Annotated in this window: 16 protein-coding genes; 6 read left to right on the top strand and 10 right to left on the bottom strand. The window is 64.2% G+C overall.

The features are described 5' to 3' along the window. Nucleotides 1–21 precede the first annotated feature (21 nt). Nucleotides 22–765, top strand: coding sequence for a DUF2306 domain-containing protein (locus CGK93_RS02985; RefSeq protein WP_089593540.1), 744 nt, complete (start codon nucleotides 22–24; stop codon nucleotides 763–765). 40 nt (nucleotides 766–805) lie between these two features. On the opposite strand, the gene CGK93_RS02980 is transcribed toward CGK93_RS02985, so the two are convergent. From CGK93_RS02980 to CGK93_RS02955, 6 genes are all read right to left on the bottom strand, one after another. Continuing rightward, a complete protein-coding gene (locus CGK93_RS02980; RefSeq protein ID WP_089593539.1) occupies nucleotides 806–2,095 on the bottom strand; it encodes an adenylosuccinate synthase in 1,290 nt (429 codons plus the stop codon). Nucleotides 2,096–2,321: 226 nt separating this feature from the next. Next, on the bottom strand, nucleotides 2,322–2,852 hold the full coding sequence (locus CGK93_RS02975) for a hypothetical protein (RefSeq protein WP_089593538.1): 531 nt from the start codon (nucleotides 2,850–2,852) through the stop codon (nucleotides 2,322–2,324). Further along, nucleotides 2,849–3,574 carry a hypothetical protein gene (locus CGK93_RS02970; protein ID WP_157731583.1) on the bottom strand — a complete coding sequence of 242 codons (726 nt, stop codon included), beginning with the start codon at nucleotides 3,572–3,574 and terminating at the stop codon, nucleotides 2,849–2,851. The genes CGK93_RS02975 and CGK93_RS02970 overlap by 4 nt, the downstream gene beginning before the upstream one ends. Beyond that, nucleotides 3,561–4,085, bottom strand: a complete 525-nt coding sequence (locus tag CGK93_RS02965; protein WP_089593536.1) for a signal peptidase I — start codon at nucleotides 4,083–4,085, stop codon at nucleotides 3,561–3,563. Before CGK93_RS02965 ends, CGK93_RS02970 begins: the two co-directional genes overlap by 14 nt. Continuing rightward, nucleotides 4,082–4,741, bottom strand: a complete 660-nt coding sequence (locus CGK93_RS02960) for a SipW-dependent-type signal peptide-containing protein (protein WP_089593535.1) — start codon at nucleotides 4,739–4,741, stop codon at nucleotides 4,082–4,084. The genes CGK93_RS02965 and CGK93_RS02960 overlap by 4 nt, the downstream gene beginning before the upstream one ends. A gap of 3 nt (nucleotides 4,742–4,744) precedes the next feature. Next, a complete protein-coding gene (locus CGK93_RS02955) occupies nucleotides 4,745–5,455 on the bottom strand; it encodes a SipW-dependent-type signal peptide-containing protein (RefSeq protein ID WP_232481528.1) in 711 nt (236 codons plus the stop codon). A 316-nt stretch (nucleotides 5,456–5,771) separates the two neighbouring features. Between CGK93_RS02955 and CGK93_RS02950 the strand changes: the two genes are divergently transcribed. Continuing rightward, nucleotides 5,772–6,404, top strand: coding sequence for a hypothetical protein (locus CGK93_RS02950; protein WP_089593534.1), 633 nt, complete (start codon nucleotides 5,772–5,774; stop codon nucleotides 6,402–6,404). Between the two features lie 80 nt (nucleotides 6,405–6,484). On the opposite strand, the gene CGK93_RS02945 is transcribed toward CGK93_RS02950, so the two are convergent. Continuing rightward, the gene (locus tag CGK93_RS02945; RefSeq protein ID WP_442857009.1) at nucleotides 6,485–7,552 is read right to left on the bottom strand and encodes an ABC transporter substrate-binding protein; all 1,068 of its coding nucleotides are present in this window, start codon (nucleotides 7,550–7,552) and stop codon (nucleotides 6,485–6,487) included. Between the two features lie 88 nt (nucleotides 7,553–7,640). Between CGK93_RS02945 and CGK93_RS02940 the strand changes: the two genes are divergently transcribed. From CGK93_RS02940 to CGK93_RS02930, 3 genes are read left to right on the top strand one after another with little or no spacing between them, the layout of a single operon-like run. Then, complete coding sequence (locus CGK93_RS02940; protein ID WP_089597142.1) at nucleotides 7,641–8,732, top strand: iron chelate uptake ABC transporter family permease subunit; 1,092 nt, start codon at nucleotides 7,641–7,643, stop codon at nucleotides 8,730–8,732. After that, nucleotides 8,729–9,775, top strand: coding sequence for an iron-enterobactin ABC transporter permease (gene fepG, locus CGK93_RS02935; RefSeq protein WP_089593532.1), 1,047 nt, complete (start codon nucleotides 8,729–8,731; stop codon nucleotides 9,773–9,775). Before CGK93_RS02940 ends, fepG begins: the two co-directional genes overlap by 4 nt. After that, nucleotides 9,772–10,593 carry an ABC transporter ATP-binding protein gene (locus tag CGK93_RS02930; protein WP_089593531.1) on the top strand — a complete coding sequence of 274 codons (822 nt, stop codon included), beginning with the start codon at nucleotides 9,772–9,774 and terminating at the stop codon, nucleotides 10,591–10,593. The genes fepG and CGK93_RS02930 overlap by 4 nt, the downstream gene beginning before the upstream one ends. A gap of 65 nt (nucleotides 10,594–10,658) precedes the next feature. Here CGK93_RS02930 and CGK93_RS02925 read toward each other — a convergent pair whose 3' ends face one another. Then, nucleotides 10,659–11,081 (bottom strand): DUF3151 domain-containing protein, encoded by a 423-nt coding sequence (locus CGK93_RS02925; protein WP_089593530.1) that lies wholly within the window; start codon nucleotides 11,079–11,081, stop codon nucleotides 10,659–10,661. Continuing rightward, nucleotides 11,081–12,100 (bottom strand): class II fructose-bisphosphate aldolase, encoded by a 1,020-nt coding sequence (gene fbaA, locus CGK93_RS02920; protein WP_089593529.1) that lies wholly within the window; start codon nucleotides 12,098–12,100, stop codon nucleotides 11,081–11,083. Before fbaA ends, CGK93_RS02925 begins: the two co-directional genes overlap by 1 nt. Nucleotides 12,101–12,287: 187 nt before the next feature. Here fbaA and CGK93_RS02915 point away from each other — a divergent pair, with 187 nt between their 5' ends. Further along, nucleotides 12,288–13,370, top strand: coding sequence for a hypothetical protein (locus CGK93_RS02915; protein WP_089593528.1), 1,083 nt, complete (start codon nucleotides 12,288–12,290; stop codon nucleotides 13,368–13,370). A gap of 35 nt (nucleotides 13,371–13,405) precedes the next feature. Here the strand turns inward: CGK93_RS02915 and CGK93_RS02910 are convergent, their stop codons facing one another. Then, on the bottom strand, nucleotides 13,406–14,116 hold the full coding sequence (locus tag CGK93_RS02910) for a TrmH family RNA methyltransferase (RefSeq protein ID WP_089593527.1): 711 nt from the start codon (nucleotides 14,114–14,116) through the stop codon (nucleotides 13,406–13,408). Nucleotides 14,117–14,152 lie beyond the last annotated feature (36 nt).

The raw sequence follows: 14,152 nt of genomic DNA, 5'->3' as shown, positions 1-14,152 counted from the left end.
CCTCTAGCCCGAGGCGGAGTCATGAGATCGAAAACCACCACATCCTTCCGGAGCCGCCGCAGGAAGTGGCTCGTGCCCGCGGCGCTGATTGCCCTCAGTCTCATTCCTGTCATCGCCGGCGCGGCGCGTCTCACTCAGCTGACTGGTGGCGCAACCGTCACTCCGGAGAACGCCAGGTTCTTCGCTTCGCCCATCCCAGTGATAGCGCACATCGTCACAGTGACGGTGTACAGCCTGCTGGGGGCTTTTCAGTTCGTCCCTACCCTGAGGCGGGTCCCCGGGCTTCGCCGCGGCAGGCGGTCCTGGCACGAAATATCCGGGCGCATTCTGATTCCGGCAGGCCTGCTCGCCGGCCTGTCCGGCCTGTGGATGTCAGTGTTCTACGCCCTCCCGGAAACTGACGGTGAGGCACTGCTGGTTCTTCGGCTGATCTTTGGTACCGCCATGGTTGGGGGCATCATCCTGGGAATCCTGGCGATTCGCCGACGGGACTTCGCTGCGCACGGAGCATGGATGACGCGCGCCTACGCCATCGCACTGGGAGCTGGAACGCAAGCCCTGGTGCTGCTGCCGTGGATCCTGGTGGTGGGCCCCACCGACGAGACCACGCGTGCAGTCCTGATGGGCGCGTCCTGGGTCATCAACCTGGCGGTGGCCGAGTACGCCATTCGACGACGCCATGCAGCGTCCGGCCGCGACACCCGCCCAGCCGGTCGTATGCTCACGCCTGAGACGACGACGGCGGGCCACCGCTCGGTTCCGTGAGGAACCAAGGTGACCCGCCGTCGTCGTGACTGGGTAAGACTTAGTCGTTGATCAGGTCGTGAACAACGATCGTCTGGTCGCGGTCCGGGCCGACGCCGATGGCCGAGAAACGTGTGCCGGAGAGCTTCTCCAGGGCCAGCACGTAGTTGCGGGCGTTCTCCGGGAGGTCTTCCAGCGTGCGGGCGCCGGTAATGTCCTCGGTCCAGCCGTCAAAGTACTCGAAGACGGGCACTGCGTGGTGGAACTCGGTCTGCGTCATGGGCATTTCGTCGTGGCGGACGCCGTCGACGTCGTAGGCAACGCAAACCGGGATCTGCTCGATACCCGTGAGGACGTCCAGCTTGGTGACGAAGTAGTCCGTGAAGCCGTTCACGCGTGCAGCGTGGCGGGCCAGGACGGCGTCGTACCAACCGCAACGGCGGGGACGGCCGGTGTTTACACCAAACTCGCCGCCGGTCTTCTGCAGGTACACGCCCATCTCGTCGAACAGTTCCGTGGGGAACGGGCCGGCGCCAACACGGGTGGTGTACGCCTTAATGATGCCGATGGAGCGCGAGATGCGGGTGGGACCAATGCCGGAGCCGACCGATGCGCCACCTGCCGTGGGGTTGGACGAGGTGACGAACGGGTAGGTGCCGTGATCGACGTCCAGGAACGTTGCCTGGCCACCTTCCATGAGCACAACCTTGCCCTCATCCAGGGCGTTGTTGAGGACAAGTGTGCTGTCGATGACCAGCGGGCGCAGGCGCTCGGCGAAGGCGAGGAAGTAGTCCACGATCTCGTCCACCACGATGTCCCGGCGGTTGTAGACCTTGACCAGGAGTTCATTCTTCTGGCGCAGCGAACCTTCCACCTTCTGGCGGAGGATGGACTCGTCGAAGACGTCCTGGACCCGGATGCCCAGGCGGGCCACCTTGTCCATGTAGGCAGGACCGATGCCACGGCCGGTAGTACCGATGGCGCGGCTGCCGAGGAAGCGCTCAGTTACCTTGTCCAGCACCTGGTGGTACGGAGCAACCAGGTGGGCGTTGGCCGAGACGCGCAGGCGGGACGTGTCCGCGCCACGGGCTTCGAGGCCGTCGATCTCCTGGAACAGGGCCTCGAGGTTCACCACGCAGCCGTTGCCAATAATGGGAATGGCGTTGGGGCTCAGGATGCCCGCGGGAAGGAGCTTCAGCTCATACTTCTCACCGCCAACAACCACGGTGTGCCCGGCGTTGTTACCGCCGTTGGGCTTGACCACGTAGTCAACGCGGCCACCGAGCAGATCGGTTGCTTTGCCTTTGCCTTCGTCGCCCCACTGGGCTCCGACGATCACGATAGCGGGCATGGGATCCTCCCCCATTCTTTCGGGCCAAGCCGCGATGGATTGGCGCCGTACATGAGAATGCCCCGACGATACCGGTGCAGCCTGCCATGAGGGCTGGCATACGCAAGAGTTCGGGGCTCTTACCAGCCAAGTTTAGCCGATGACGCCGGTTTCTCTGGTGTCAAGGTGTCGTGAAAGGCGGCCGGGTGAAGTTTTCCCCAGGGGAACTTCGGCGGGCCTGCGGACACTACGCCGCGGGCAGATTCCGGCAGTTTCCGCCGAGACCGCCCACCAGCCCGGCGTTGGAGGCGACGGAGGCGGACTTGGACGTCCACCCGAGGTCCTTGATCACGATGGCGATTTGAAGCTCCGTTCCGAGGCCAATGAGCCCGCCCAACAGGTTCGTCTGGACCTCCGTGATGTATCCGGAGGTAGCGTTCCCTGTGGTGTTACCGGCCAGGTTGTACCCCGTCAGTGGAGCCAGTGCCGATCCCAGTCCGCTGGTGGAGGCCTGCAGTTCGGCACTCGCCACTGTGTAGCCCGCCGGTGGTTTCCAGAGAATACGAACGAAAGCACCGACGCCGAGAAAGCCGGGATCGTAGGTGCACTGGCCATTCAGCGTGGGCGCTGGAATAGTCACCGTCCCGAAACTGCCTGCCGAAAACTGTCCCCGTTGCCACGCCGCCTCCGTGACGGACGGCGGGTTCACCACCGAAAGCACCACGGCAAGAGGCAGCGCCAGCAACAGTCCCGCCCGTGCCCGCTTAACCACAGTCACTGCACACCACCCCGCAGCCGGGCCAGCCCAAAACCGGCCGCGACCGCAACGAAACCAAGGAGCGCGAAGCCTCCCAGCCGAAACCCGGTGTCAGGCAGAGCGCCCGACGACGGCCCGGTTGGGTTTCCGGGGAAGCCTCCACTCCCGGCGTTCCCACCTGAGCCGGCCCCGCCGCCCGCTCCAGCCCCATCCCCGTCCCCCGAACCGTGAAAGCCCACAACGATCTGCGTCCGGCTCCCCTGCACTTCACGGGGAACATCCTCCGCCAGGGTTGCCGTCAGCAGGACGTGGGCATTGGACGATTCGGAGTTGCCAGGGCCCATGAGGTCCACCCGCACCCCTCCGACACTGCTCAGCGATGTCCGGTGCATCAAAACGCGGTGGCCGCCGGCGCATGAACCTCCGCTCCAGGGTTCAGAGCAGGACTGCAGCTCAACGCTCAGGAAATCCCGCAGCACATCTGCTGCCGCCGGCTCGGATTTCAGTCCCACTTCGAGGGAGGCGGCAGGCTCACCGCGGACATTGACGTCCATCGCCCAATCTGCGCTCCCGCCCGGGGTGAGCCGATGCACCTGCCCGGCCGGACCGGCGTCGAGCTCCAACCATCCGGACGGGTCGCTGCCGGCGGCAAGAGTGGTTGCTGCTGCCGGAGCAGCAGGCGCGGCGCCAAGCATCAGTACACCCAGCAAACCCGCCATCCCCGCCGGGCTACGCCGCCGCATGCTGCCCGGTCCTGCGTCGGCGTGGGCTCCGCGGCCACAGCACCCAGGTCACCAGCGCGGACACGGCCACGGTGGTGGCGCCCAGGACCAAGGGGTTGGCGGCTGCGGCCAGCGGATGCGCGAGCCCGGGTACGGACCAAAGGACCAGCCGGACCTCCTCCACGACGTAGGGCGCGGGATCGGCTTCGGTGTTGGCGTCGCCCTTCATGGTGATGGTTCGCGCGGTTCCGTCCGCAGGCGCAATCGATTGGACCCTGTGTGTGATGGGCAGCTTCCCGGGCCTGTCCACGGTCACCACATCGCCAACCGTGATCTCATCCGCCGGAATCTCGCGGACTACGGCCAGTGAACCAGCCGGAATTGCCGGTGACATGGACCCCGTCTTGAACATGATCAACGTGATGTTGAACAGCAGCGCGCAGACCACCGCAAGGATGCACACAGCGCCACCCGCCGCAGCGATGTTCAACACGGTTTCCTGCAGCCTGCCACGGAACCGAGGGCGGTTCATGAGCTTGAGGTGGCAGTAAATTGCCAGGTAGCGGTGGCGGTTTGGCCCTGCAGGGCATTGTTGGCGCCGGCCGGAAGCGTCACTTCGAAGCAGAACTGCGTGGGCGCCCCGGGCAGCGTCGCCGTCGCAGCGGCCAGGGGATTGACGACGCCGGCCGCTTGCCCTTGCGTGAACGGCTTGGCACCGTCGCTGCCCACCACGAACGTTGGCGACCCCGTGAAGGACGCGGCCTCGCAGGTCGCAGAACGAACCACCCGGTAGCGCAGTGCGGCGCCCAGATCGGCAGTGCCGACGCCGCTGCTGGTCACCACAGGGACACCGAGTACCACTTCGCCCGCCACGGAGGTTGCTTTGGTCCTGATGGCGAACGGCGCGTAAGCCACACTGCCGGGGCTCATGGCAGTTGCTGTGAAGACCAGCGCCGCACCGGGCGAAACGTCGTTGGCACTCCACGTCCCTGAGGCGCTGTACGGCTTGGTGACGTTGGATTCGGTGACGAACACACTGGCTCCGAAGGAACCCGTGGCGAAATCGCTGTCAGTCCACGATGCCAGGGTCATGGAGCTCCCGAGCCCCAGCACCAACGTCCCGGCAAGGAGTGCGCGGATGCGGAGCAGGGCCGCACCGCGCTTGGTTTCGGCTTCTCGTCGGCCCATGGATTACTGCGATTGTGCGGCGAATTCCCAGGTGGTGGTCCCGGATTGGGATTGGACGAGGCCATCATCGGCAGTGATCCGGAAGCAGAGGTTCACGGCGTCGCCGTCGGCCGTGCCGGCTCCTTGCGTCAGCGCGAAAGTGACGCTGCCCGGCGTCGTACCCAATGCCTGACCGGCTGCCACCAGCGTTCCCGTTACCGGTTCAGCGCACCCGAAATCGGTGGACTGCGTGAGCGAGTACGTCAGTCCGGTCAAAGCTCCGGTGGATGCTTCCGTGGAAACAGTGACCGTGGCGTCGTTGGTTGTTGTGCCATCCAGCCTGACTGCGAAGGGTGCAGTGACCACATCGCCGGGCGCAAGGTTGGCTGGCGCGGCAGTGAAGCCAAGAGTTGCCGGGTCGGAAACAGGGTTTTCTCCGAAGGCGGTCCCGTCCGTGCTGCCCTCAAGGTTGAACGCACCGGCGGTGAAGGTTCCTTGGGCAAACTCGGAGTCATTCCACGCTGCCAAGGTGATGGCTGCGCCCACCCCCAGCACGAGCCCGCCAGCAAGGATTGCACGGATTTTAGGTGACTTTCCGGGCGTGGTGTCGCGATGATCCGGATCCGTCTCTGGTGATGCTGCTGCTGCAACCACTACTACCCCCACGATTGATGTGATGCTGACGATCAAGAGATCGGAGCCCGGAGGTGGAGGTCCCCGGTTGGTTCCCCCCAAAACCGCTGGTTACAACCCATCATTCCCGCGGGGCTATGTCAACGCTTTGACCTGCAGAAATAGTTATTGAATTTACTCACCCGCCACGAACTCCAGTTCTGCTTCGGTGAACGTGGGCCGCGGCCGTCGAGACGCTGGACACGTTTCCGGGCAACACGCCGCGTCGCATTTAAAGGGCGCGCCGAAGCGGGCCCCGTTCACCCCCATAGTCCGGTAAGGTTAGTTAGCCCCCAACAGCACCCTTTGAGGTTCGGCTGCGGCATGCCCGCGGCCCCTTGGAACGGTGCGCTGTAACACCTAGGAGACCTAACCCCTGATGCAAGAACTGGCGACTGAATCACCCGAAGAAATCCTCTGGAACCGCCGCTACGAACCGCATATCGCCGAGGTCAACGAGCTGTGCGACTCCATCAAGGTGCAGAAGCCGGGCAGCGAGGTCCTCTACGTTGACCCCGCCCACAGCATGGATGACTGCCGCATCGTCAGCCTTTTCTCCAATCAGCGCACCACCACCGGCGAGGGTTTCATCAACCCGGGCGACGAAGAAGCCACCACCCGCATGCTGGGCATGCAGTGGCAGCTGGGCCTCCGTCCCGCGCTCATGATGCCGTGGAACGCCTACCCGTGGATCGAGCCCAATGAGGAACCGGGCAAGCTCACACCCGCCAACATCACCGAAGGCCTGAAGCCGCTCCTGCGCCTCCTGCAGCTTCTGCCGCGCACCTCCGCCCTGGTGGCGCACGGCAATGAGGCACACCGCCTGGCCGACCAGCTGATGAAGGCCGCTCCGGCCAGCATCGCCCGCCGCGGCTTCAAGACCTTCAAGGTCCGTTCGCTGGGTGGCCGCTCCTTCGCCGGCACCCCGGCCCGCCAGCAGGAATACCTGGACGCCATCCACGGCGCCTACGCCGAGGCCATGGCACGCACGGGTATCCCCCGCAAGGCCTAATTACCAGTACGTACGACGGCGGCCCTCACCTTTCCGGTGAGGGCCGCCGTCGTCGTTGGAGTGCTTTTGGCGGGGCGGCGTTAGCCGACCAGCATGCTCCGGAGGTCCTTGAGGATCAACTGCGCGCCGGTGGGGCCGAGGCCGAGGAACCAGACGTCGTCGCTGACGGCCTTTGCCTGGCCGGCTTTGACTGCGCCGAGCTTGGGCCAGACAGCGCCTTCAACCACGGAGGTTTCACCGGTTGCCGCGGGATCGCCGTAGCTGCTGTAGAAGATCCAGTCGGCGTCGCCTTGCTCGATGTTCTCGGCCGAGATTTCGGCAGCGAGTTCGTCGATGTTCTGGTTCTCCGGGCGGGCAAGGCCTGCGTCCTTCAGGATGACACCGATCAGCGATTTGTTGGCGTAGAGGCGGATCTTGCCAGGGAGGAAGCGCACCAGGGAGATCTTGGGATCGCCCTTCACATCTGCCTTCAGGGCGTCAGCTTCGGCCTGGTAATCGTTGAGGGCCTTGACGGCCTTGTCTTCCTCGCCCAGGGATTTGCCCACCAGGAGGAAGTTTTCCTTCCAGGGGAAGCCGGGACGGATGCTGAAGACCGTGGGGGCGATGGTGGACAGCTGCTTGTACAACTTGTCGGCGCGGAGCTGGCTGCCCAGGATGAGGTCCGGCTTCAGCGCCGCGATTGCTTCGAGGTTGAGGTCCTGGATGGTGCCCACCGACGCCACGTCCTTGACCTTGTCAGCCAGGTAGGTGGGGACAGGGTTGGCGCCTTCAGTAGTGGCCATGCCCACCGGCGTGATGCCGAGGGTCACGACGTCGTCCAACTCGCCGGTGTCGAGGACCACCACGCGGGTGGGCTTCTTCTCCAGGGTGGTCTCACCGTTGGCGTGCTTCAGGGTGCGCGGGAAAACGCCGGGAGCGGCGTCGGTGCCCAACTTGGCTGTTTCCTGGTCCGCAGTGGTGAACTTGGAGCCGCCGGTGGCAACATCGGCGTTGCCGGCGGCCGAACCTGAGCCACCACTGGTGCCGCAGCCCGCAAGGAGGCCTGCCACCACAGCGACTCCGGCCATCTTCATAGCCAGCCTGCGCACTGCACCTCGGCGCACGCGGGAAGCCTTGTGCGGCTGTACTTCAAAATCGTCATTTTTCACTGGGTAAGGCTAACCTAATTAAGGCACACTTTCGTGACGTTGTGATGACAGTCACGAAATGGCCGTCTTATTGTTGCCCCTCTTCGAAATGGTCCCCTGCTGTGTCCCCACTGACGGCGCTATGTCCCCGGTAGCCGCTCCCGCCCTTCCGGCTGCAAGCGCAGTTGCCAGTTCCGGCGTCGTCGTCAAGTCCCGCTGGCGGATCCTCTTTCTGGCGTTCGCGGCGGCGGTCCTTCTCGGTGCCGCGATCCTGAGCCTCGGCGTGGGAGCCAAATTCATCCCAGCGTCCACCGTCCTTGAAGCCTTCACCAACCCCCAGGACTCAGCCGATCACGCGATCATCCTGCAGAACCGGCTGCCGCGAACGTTGATGGGCATCGCCGTCGGTGTTGCCCTGGGCGTGGCGGGCGCGCTCATCCAGGCGATCACGCGGAATCCTTTGGCCGATCCCGGCATCCTGGGCGTCAACGCGGGAGCGTCGTTCGCCATTGTCATTGCCATCGGCGTCTTCGGGATCGGATCCCTCAGCGGCTACATCTGGTTCGCGTTCCTTGGCGCCATCCTGACAACCGCGGCCGTCTACCTGATCGGTACTTCCGGCAGGAACGTGGTGAACCCGATCCGCCTGACGTTGGCCGGAGTTGCCTTGGGAGCGGTCCTCACGGGAATCGGCTCAGGGCTGACGCTCCTGAACCCCAAGGCATTTGACCACCTGCGCTCGTGGAGCATTGGCTCGCTGGACACCCGGAGCATGGAGTCGGTGATGACCGTTGCGCCGTTCATGGCCTTGGGACTGATCATCGCCTTGTTCTGCGTCCGCGGCCTCAACGCCGTGGCGTTGGGCGACGACCTTGCTACCTCCCTCGGCGCCAACGTCAACCGCACCCGGATCATGGGCGTCGTGGCCATCACCCTCCTCAGTGGTGCGGCAACTGCCGGTGCCGGTGCCATCGGCTTCGTGGGCCTCATGATTCCGCACGTTGCCCGTTGGATCGTCGGCCCTGACCAGCGATGGATCCTGGCAACCACAGTGCTGCTCTCACCTATCCTGCTCTTGGTGTCGGACGTGGTGGGCCGGATCGCCGCTCCCGGGGAACTCCAGGTGGGTGTGATGACCGCATTCATCGGGGCGCCGGTGCTCATCGCATTGGCGCGGCGCCGGAAGGTGAGTGGGCTATGACGCGCCTGGATGTTGGCCGGCCTACTGTCCTGCTCCGCAACCGTTCGCTGAGCCTCCGGTTCGATGTCCGGAGCATCCTTGTCTGCATCCCGTTGATCCTCGCCGCCCTGACTGTTGCTGTGATCAGCTTGGCCACCGGCGACTACGACGTTTCAGTACAACAGGTCCTGCAAGCCTTCACCGGTGATGCCCCCGGGCTGGCCCAAACCATCGTCATGGAGTGGCGGCTCCCCCGGGTACTCGCGGCCTTGGTGTTCGGTGCGGCCTTGGGAATGAGCGGCGGAATCTTCCAATCCATGACCCGGAATCCCTTGGGCAGCCCGGACATCATCGGCTTCAATACCGGCGCCTACACCGGGGCGCTCATCGTCATGCTGACCCTTGGCGGGGGCTATCTTGGCATTGCCGCAGGAGCACTTGTTGGCGGTATCCTCACCGCGTTGGCCGTCTACTTGCTGGCCTACCGACGCGGCTCCCAAGGATTCCGGCTCATCATCGTGGGCATCGGCATCAGTGCGATGCTGGCCGCGTTCAACCACTGGCTGATCCTGCAGGCAGAACTTGAAGCCGCCTTGGCGGCAGCCGTCTGGGGAGCCGGGTCCCTCAACGGCATCGCGTGGGAGCAAGCGGCGCCTGCCGCCGTCGTGGTTGTGGTGGTTGGCTTGGCTACGCTGGCGGCCGCGCGCCGGATGCAGCTTCTGGAAATGGGCGACGACGCCGCGCGCGCCTTGGGCGTCCGGGCGGAACCCACCCGCTTGCTGTTGCTCGTCCTGGGCGTGGCGTTGACTGCAGCCGTCACGGCGGTTGCCGGTCCCATCGCGTTCGTTGCCCTCGCAGCACCGCAGCTTGCACGTCGTCTTACCCGCAGCGCCGGCATCACGCTGGTGCCTTCGGCCGTGATGGGCGCCTTCCTCCTGGTGGCCAGCGACCTCGCGGCCCAGCGTTTGTTCGCCCCGATCCAGTTGCCTGTGGGCGTGGTGACGGTGTGCATCGGCGGTATCTACCTCGTCTGGCTGCTGGCCAGGGAAGCAAGGAAATCATGAGCCTCATTACGGCCGCGCCACAGCTCCATGCCGAAGCACTGACCATCGGCTACGAGCAACGGATCATCTCCGAGAACCTCAATGTGCGCATTCCCGAGGGACACTTCACGGTGATCGTGGGGCCCAACGCCTGCGGTAAATCCACGTTGCTGCGTGCCCTCGCCCGGCTCATCAAGCCCCGCAGTGGCCAGGTGCTGCTGGACGGAAAATCCGTGACGTCCCTGCCTGCAAAAGAACTGGCACGTCGCCTCGGGCTGCTCCCCCAGTCCTCCATTGCCCCCGACGGCATCACCGTGGCGGACCTTGTGGCCCGCGGTCGATACCCGCACCAGAAGCTGCTCCGGCAGTGGTCCGAGTCCGATGAGATTGCGGTGGTGGAGGCCATGGAAGCCACGGGCACCGCGTCCTTGTCCGGCCGGCTGGTGGACGAACTGTCCGGCGGCCAGCGGCAGCGCGTGTGGGTGGCCATGGTCCTCGCCCAGCAGACACCGTTAATGCTCCTGGACGAGCCCACCACGTTCCTCGATATCGCGCACCAGATCGAGCTGTTGGAGCTGTTCCGCGAGCTCAACCTGGACAAGGGCCACACGCTGGTTGCCGTGCTGCACGACCTCAACCACGCCGCCCGCTACGCGGACCACATCATCGCCATGAAGGCCGGCGTGGTGGTGGCCGAGGGTGCTCCCGCCGACGTGATCACCGAGTCCTTGGTGGAGGAAGTGTTCGGCATGGCCTGCCGGATCATCGATGACCCCGTGACACACACGCCGCTGGTGGTCCCGTTGGGACGGCCACGGCACTCGGCGGTGACAGACTAACGCTGTTAACGACGACGGCGACCCTCGCCTTCTGGTGAGGGTCGCCGTCGTTGTTTGCTTGGGTCCTAGCGGGCTTCGAGCGCTGCCTTGGCCCTCGGGTCCGAGTCGTTCAGGAACTTCTCGATCCGCTCCGGCTCTTCAGCCTCGCCGATCGCCGACGCCGCACGGCCCAACGCGTAGAGAGCACGCAGGAAGCCCTGGTTGGGCTCGTGCTCCCACGGAATGGGTCCGACGCCGCGCCAGCCATTGCGGCGCAGCGAATCCAGGCCGCGGTGGTAGCCGACGCGGGCGTAGGCGTAGGACTCGATGGTCCGGCCTTCGGCCCAGGCTTCCTCGGCGAGGATGGCCCACAGAAGAGACGACGTGGGGTTCTTGGCCACCAGGTCCAGCGCTTCGTTGCCGAGCGCCAGGTGCTGGTAGATCTCGGTTTCAGCAGGCAGGAGCGTGGGCTCCGGCCCCATCAGGTTCTTACGGAATTCGTCGGACATTAGAAGGTCTTGCCCACCGATCCGAGCTGCTGGGCGGCTTCGACGATGCGCGCGGCCATGCCGGCTTCGGCGGAAGCGCCCCAAACGCGGGGGTCGTAGGTCTTCTTGTTGCCCATTTCGCCGTCGATCTTCAGGACGCCGTCGTAGTTGGCAAGCATGTGGCCGGCCACCGGACGGGTGAACGCGTACTGAGTGTCGGTGTCGATGTTCATCTTGATGACACCGTAGGAAACGGCGTCAGCGATTTCCTGCTCCGTGGAGCCCGAGCCGCCGTGGAAGACCAGGTCAAACGGGTTTTCCTTGCCGATCTTGGCGCCAACTTCGGCCTGGATCTGCTTGAGCAGTTCCGGGCGGAGCTTCACGTTGCCCGGCTTGTACACGCCGTGCACGTTGCCGAAGGTCAGCGCGGTGAGGTAGCGGCCGTTTTCGCCGGCTCCGAGTGCCTCAATGGTGGCGAGGGCGTCTTCGGTGGTGGTGTAGAGCTTCTCGTTGATTTCGTTCTCAACGCCGTCCTCTTCGCCACCAACAGTGCCGATTTCAACTTCGAGGATGATCTTGGCAGCAGCAGCACGCTCAAGCAGTTCGCGGCCGATGCGCAGATTCTCGTCGAGGGCTTCGTGCGAGCCGTCCCACATGTGCGAGTTGAAGATCGGGTCCTTGCCGGCCTTGACGGCTTCCTCGGAAGCGGCCAGCAGCGGGAGGACGAAGTCTGCCAGCTTGTCCTGCGGGCAGTGGTCCGTGTGGAGGGCGATGTTGACGTTGTAGTTCTTGGCAACTTCGCGGGCGAACGCGGCGAAGCCGAGGGAACCGGCAACCATGTCCTTGACCGAGGCACCGGACCAGTAGGCTGCGCCACCGGTGGAAACCTGGATGATGCCGTCGGATTCGGCCTCGGCGAAACCGCGGATCGCAGCGTTCAGAGTCTGCGACGACGTCACGTTGACCGCGGGGAAAGCGAATCCGCCTGCCTTTGCGCGGTCGATCATCTCGGAGTAAATCTCTGGGGTTGCAATGGGCATGGTGACTCCTATGCTGAATTCGTCTATGGGTTGGTAACCCTGGAGTAGACCGCTTACGGCTAGCACCCATCCTAGCGATATCCGCCGGGCCGCCGTGTTTCGGGTCACTGGAGCTCTTAACACTTCCGCCGGGTTGGCACTCCACCTGCCACCCCCGATTCATCTAAACGGTGGATATACTGCGGGAATGGAGATCCCCCCGAGCGCAAACAACAAGCCCCTCCCCATGCCATACCTGCAGCAGCAGGGCGGTACTTTTGCCGAAGGGAAACCCAGACGGAACCGGAAGCTGATTATTGCCATCGCAGCGGGCGCAGCGGTAGTCCTCACCGCTGCCACCGCTGGTGTGGTTCTCCTGGTTTCATCGTTCTCACCGGCGCAGGACGTCAGCACGACAGCTAAAACATACTTCCAGTCACTGATCGACGGGGACAGCGAGAGGGCCCTGAGCGTATCCGACCCCGGCGTCCCCGAGAATGAAAAGGCTCTCCTACAGAACAACGTGTACAAAAATGCAGGGCAGCACATTGACGGTTACCGGATCATGGACGCAAGGTCGGATTCTGTCACTGCCGAAGTCACCCAGAACGGCCGCAAGCAGGAAATCATTCTGAGGATGACCAAGTCACCTGAAGGCGAGTGGAAGGTTGGGCCCAAAAACTTCCAAAAGGTCCGGCTCAGTTCCAGCCGTCCCGTGGAGTCGTTCACCGTGAACGGCGTCGACGTTGCCGCTCCTGGCGCCGGAACCGGGGCGAGGGATTCCCAACTGCTGATGCCGGCCTTCCCCGGCGAGTACACCCTGGGCATTTCCGGAGACAAGTACGCAACGGCCGAAGAGCAGAAGGCCTTGGTCAGCATTGACCGGGCGATTTCCAAGACCACCGAACGTTTGACGGTGATACCCAGCCAGCTGCTTCTGGATGAGACCCGGACGCTTCTTGAGAAGAAACGAAGCGAATGTTCTGCCTCCACTCCGGCCAATGCATCCGAAGCGACCCGTCGTGGTTGTTCCGGGTTCACGCTCTACGAATACCGGCCTACCCGCAACGTGAAATGGACCATAGAGAAGGAGCCCACCTTCACTCTCCTTCGCAGCGAGGACGGTTGGATCATCCAGTCGGAGGAACCAGGCAAGGCTTCAGTGAGCTACGAGGTCAACAGCGGCCGTGACGACGCCCCGCAATGGGAACCAAAGGTTGAGCTTCTAACACCCAGGGCCTCTGGTGAGATCCAGATCGTGGACGGAAAAGCCACCCTGAAAGATCGGTAGACGGGCATCGGCGGGGGCTGATACTTGAGGCTTGCCTAGCTGACAGGTTGCTGGAACACGTGTCGGCGGACCCACGCGTGCATAGCGATGGCCGCCGCTGAGGCCGCGTTCATGGACCGGGTGGAGCCGAACTGCTCGATGGACAGTGTTGCGACGGCGGAATCGTGCACCTCGGGCGACAGGCCGGGGCCTTCCTGTCCGAACACCAGCACGCAGTTTTTCGGGAGGTCGTACGTCTCCAAGGGCACGGAATCCGGGAAAATATCGATGCCGATCACCGCAAGCCCCTCCCCCTCCGCCCACTGGACAAATTCCTCAACGGTGGGGTGGTGGCGCACGTGCTGGTAGCGGTCGGTGACCATGGCCCCGCGACGGTTCCACCGCCGTCGTCCTATGATGTGGACCTCTTTGGCGAGGAACGCGTTGGCGGTCCGCACCACGGTGCCGATGTTGAGATCGTGCTGCCAATTCTCGATGGCAATGTGGAAGTCGTGACGCTTGGAATCGAGATCCGCCACGATTGCCTCGTGCTTCCAGTACCTGTACTGGTCCACCACGTTGCGGCGGTCACCATCCCTCAACAGGTCCGGGTCCCAATGGTCACCCGCCGGCAACTCGCCTTCCCAAGGCCCGACGCCGACCTCGGGTTTCGCTTCTGCCTCGCCCTCCACGGAGGTCTCCGCAGAGGCGGGAACGGGAGACCCGGCAGGCGTGGGCAGGGCTGTGTTGGGGGGAAGGTCAGTCACCCCTCAACTTTAGCCCTGCCCCGTCGCCCGCCTGAG

Source organism: Arthrobacter sp. YN, from assembly GCF_002224285.1.
Taxonomy (GTDB): Bacteria; Actinomycetota; Actinomycetes; order Actinomycetales; family Micrococcaceae; genus Arthrobacter.
The sequence above is the reverse complement of the archived record's forward strand: the minus strand, read 5'-3'. Positions and strand labels throughout refer to the sequence as shown.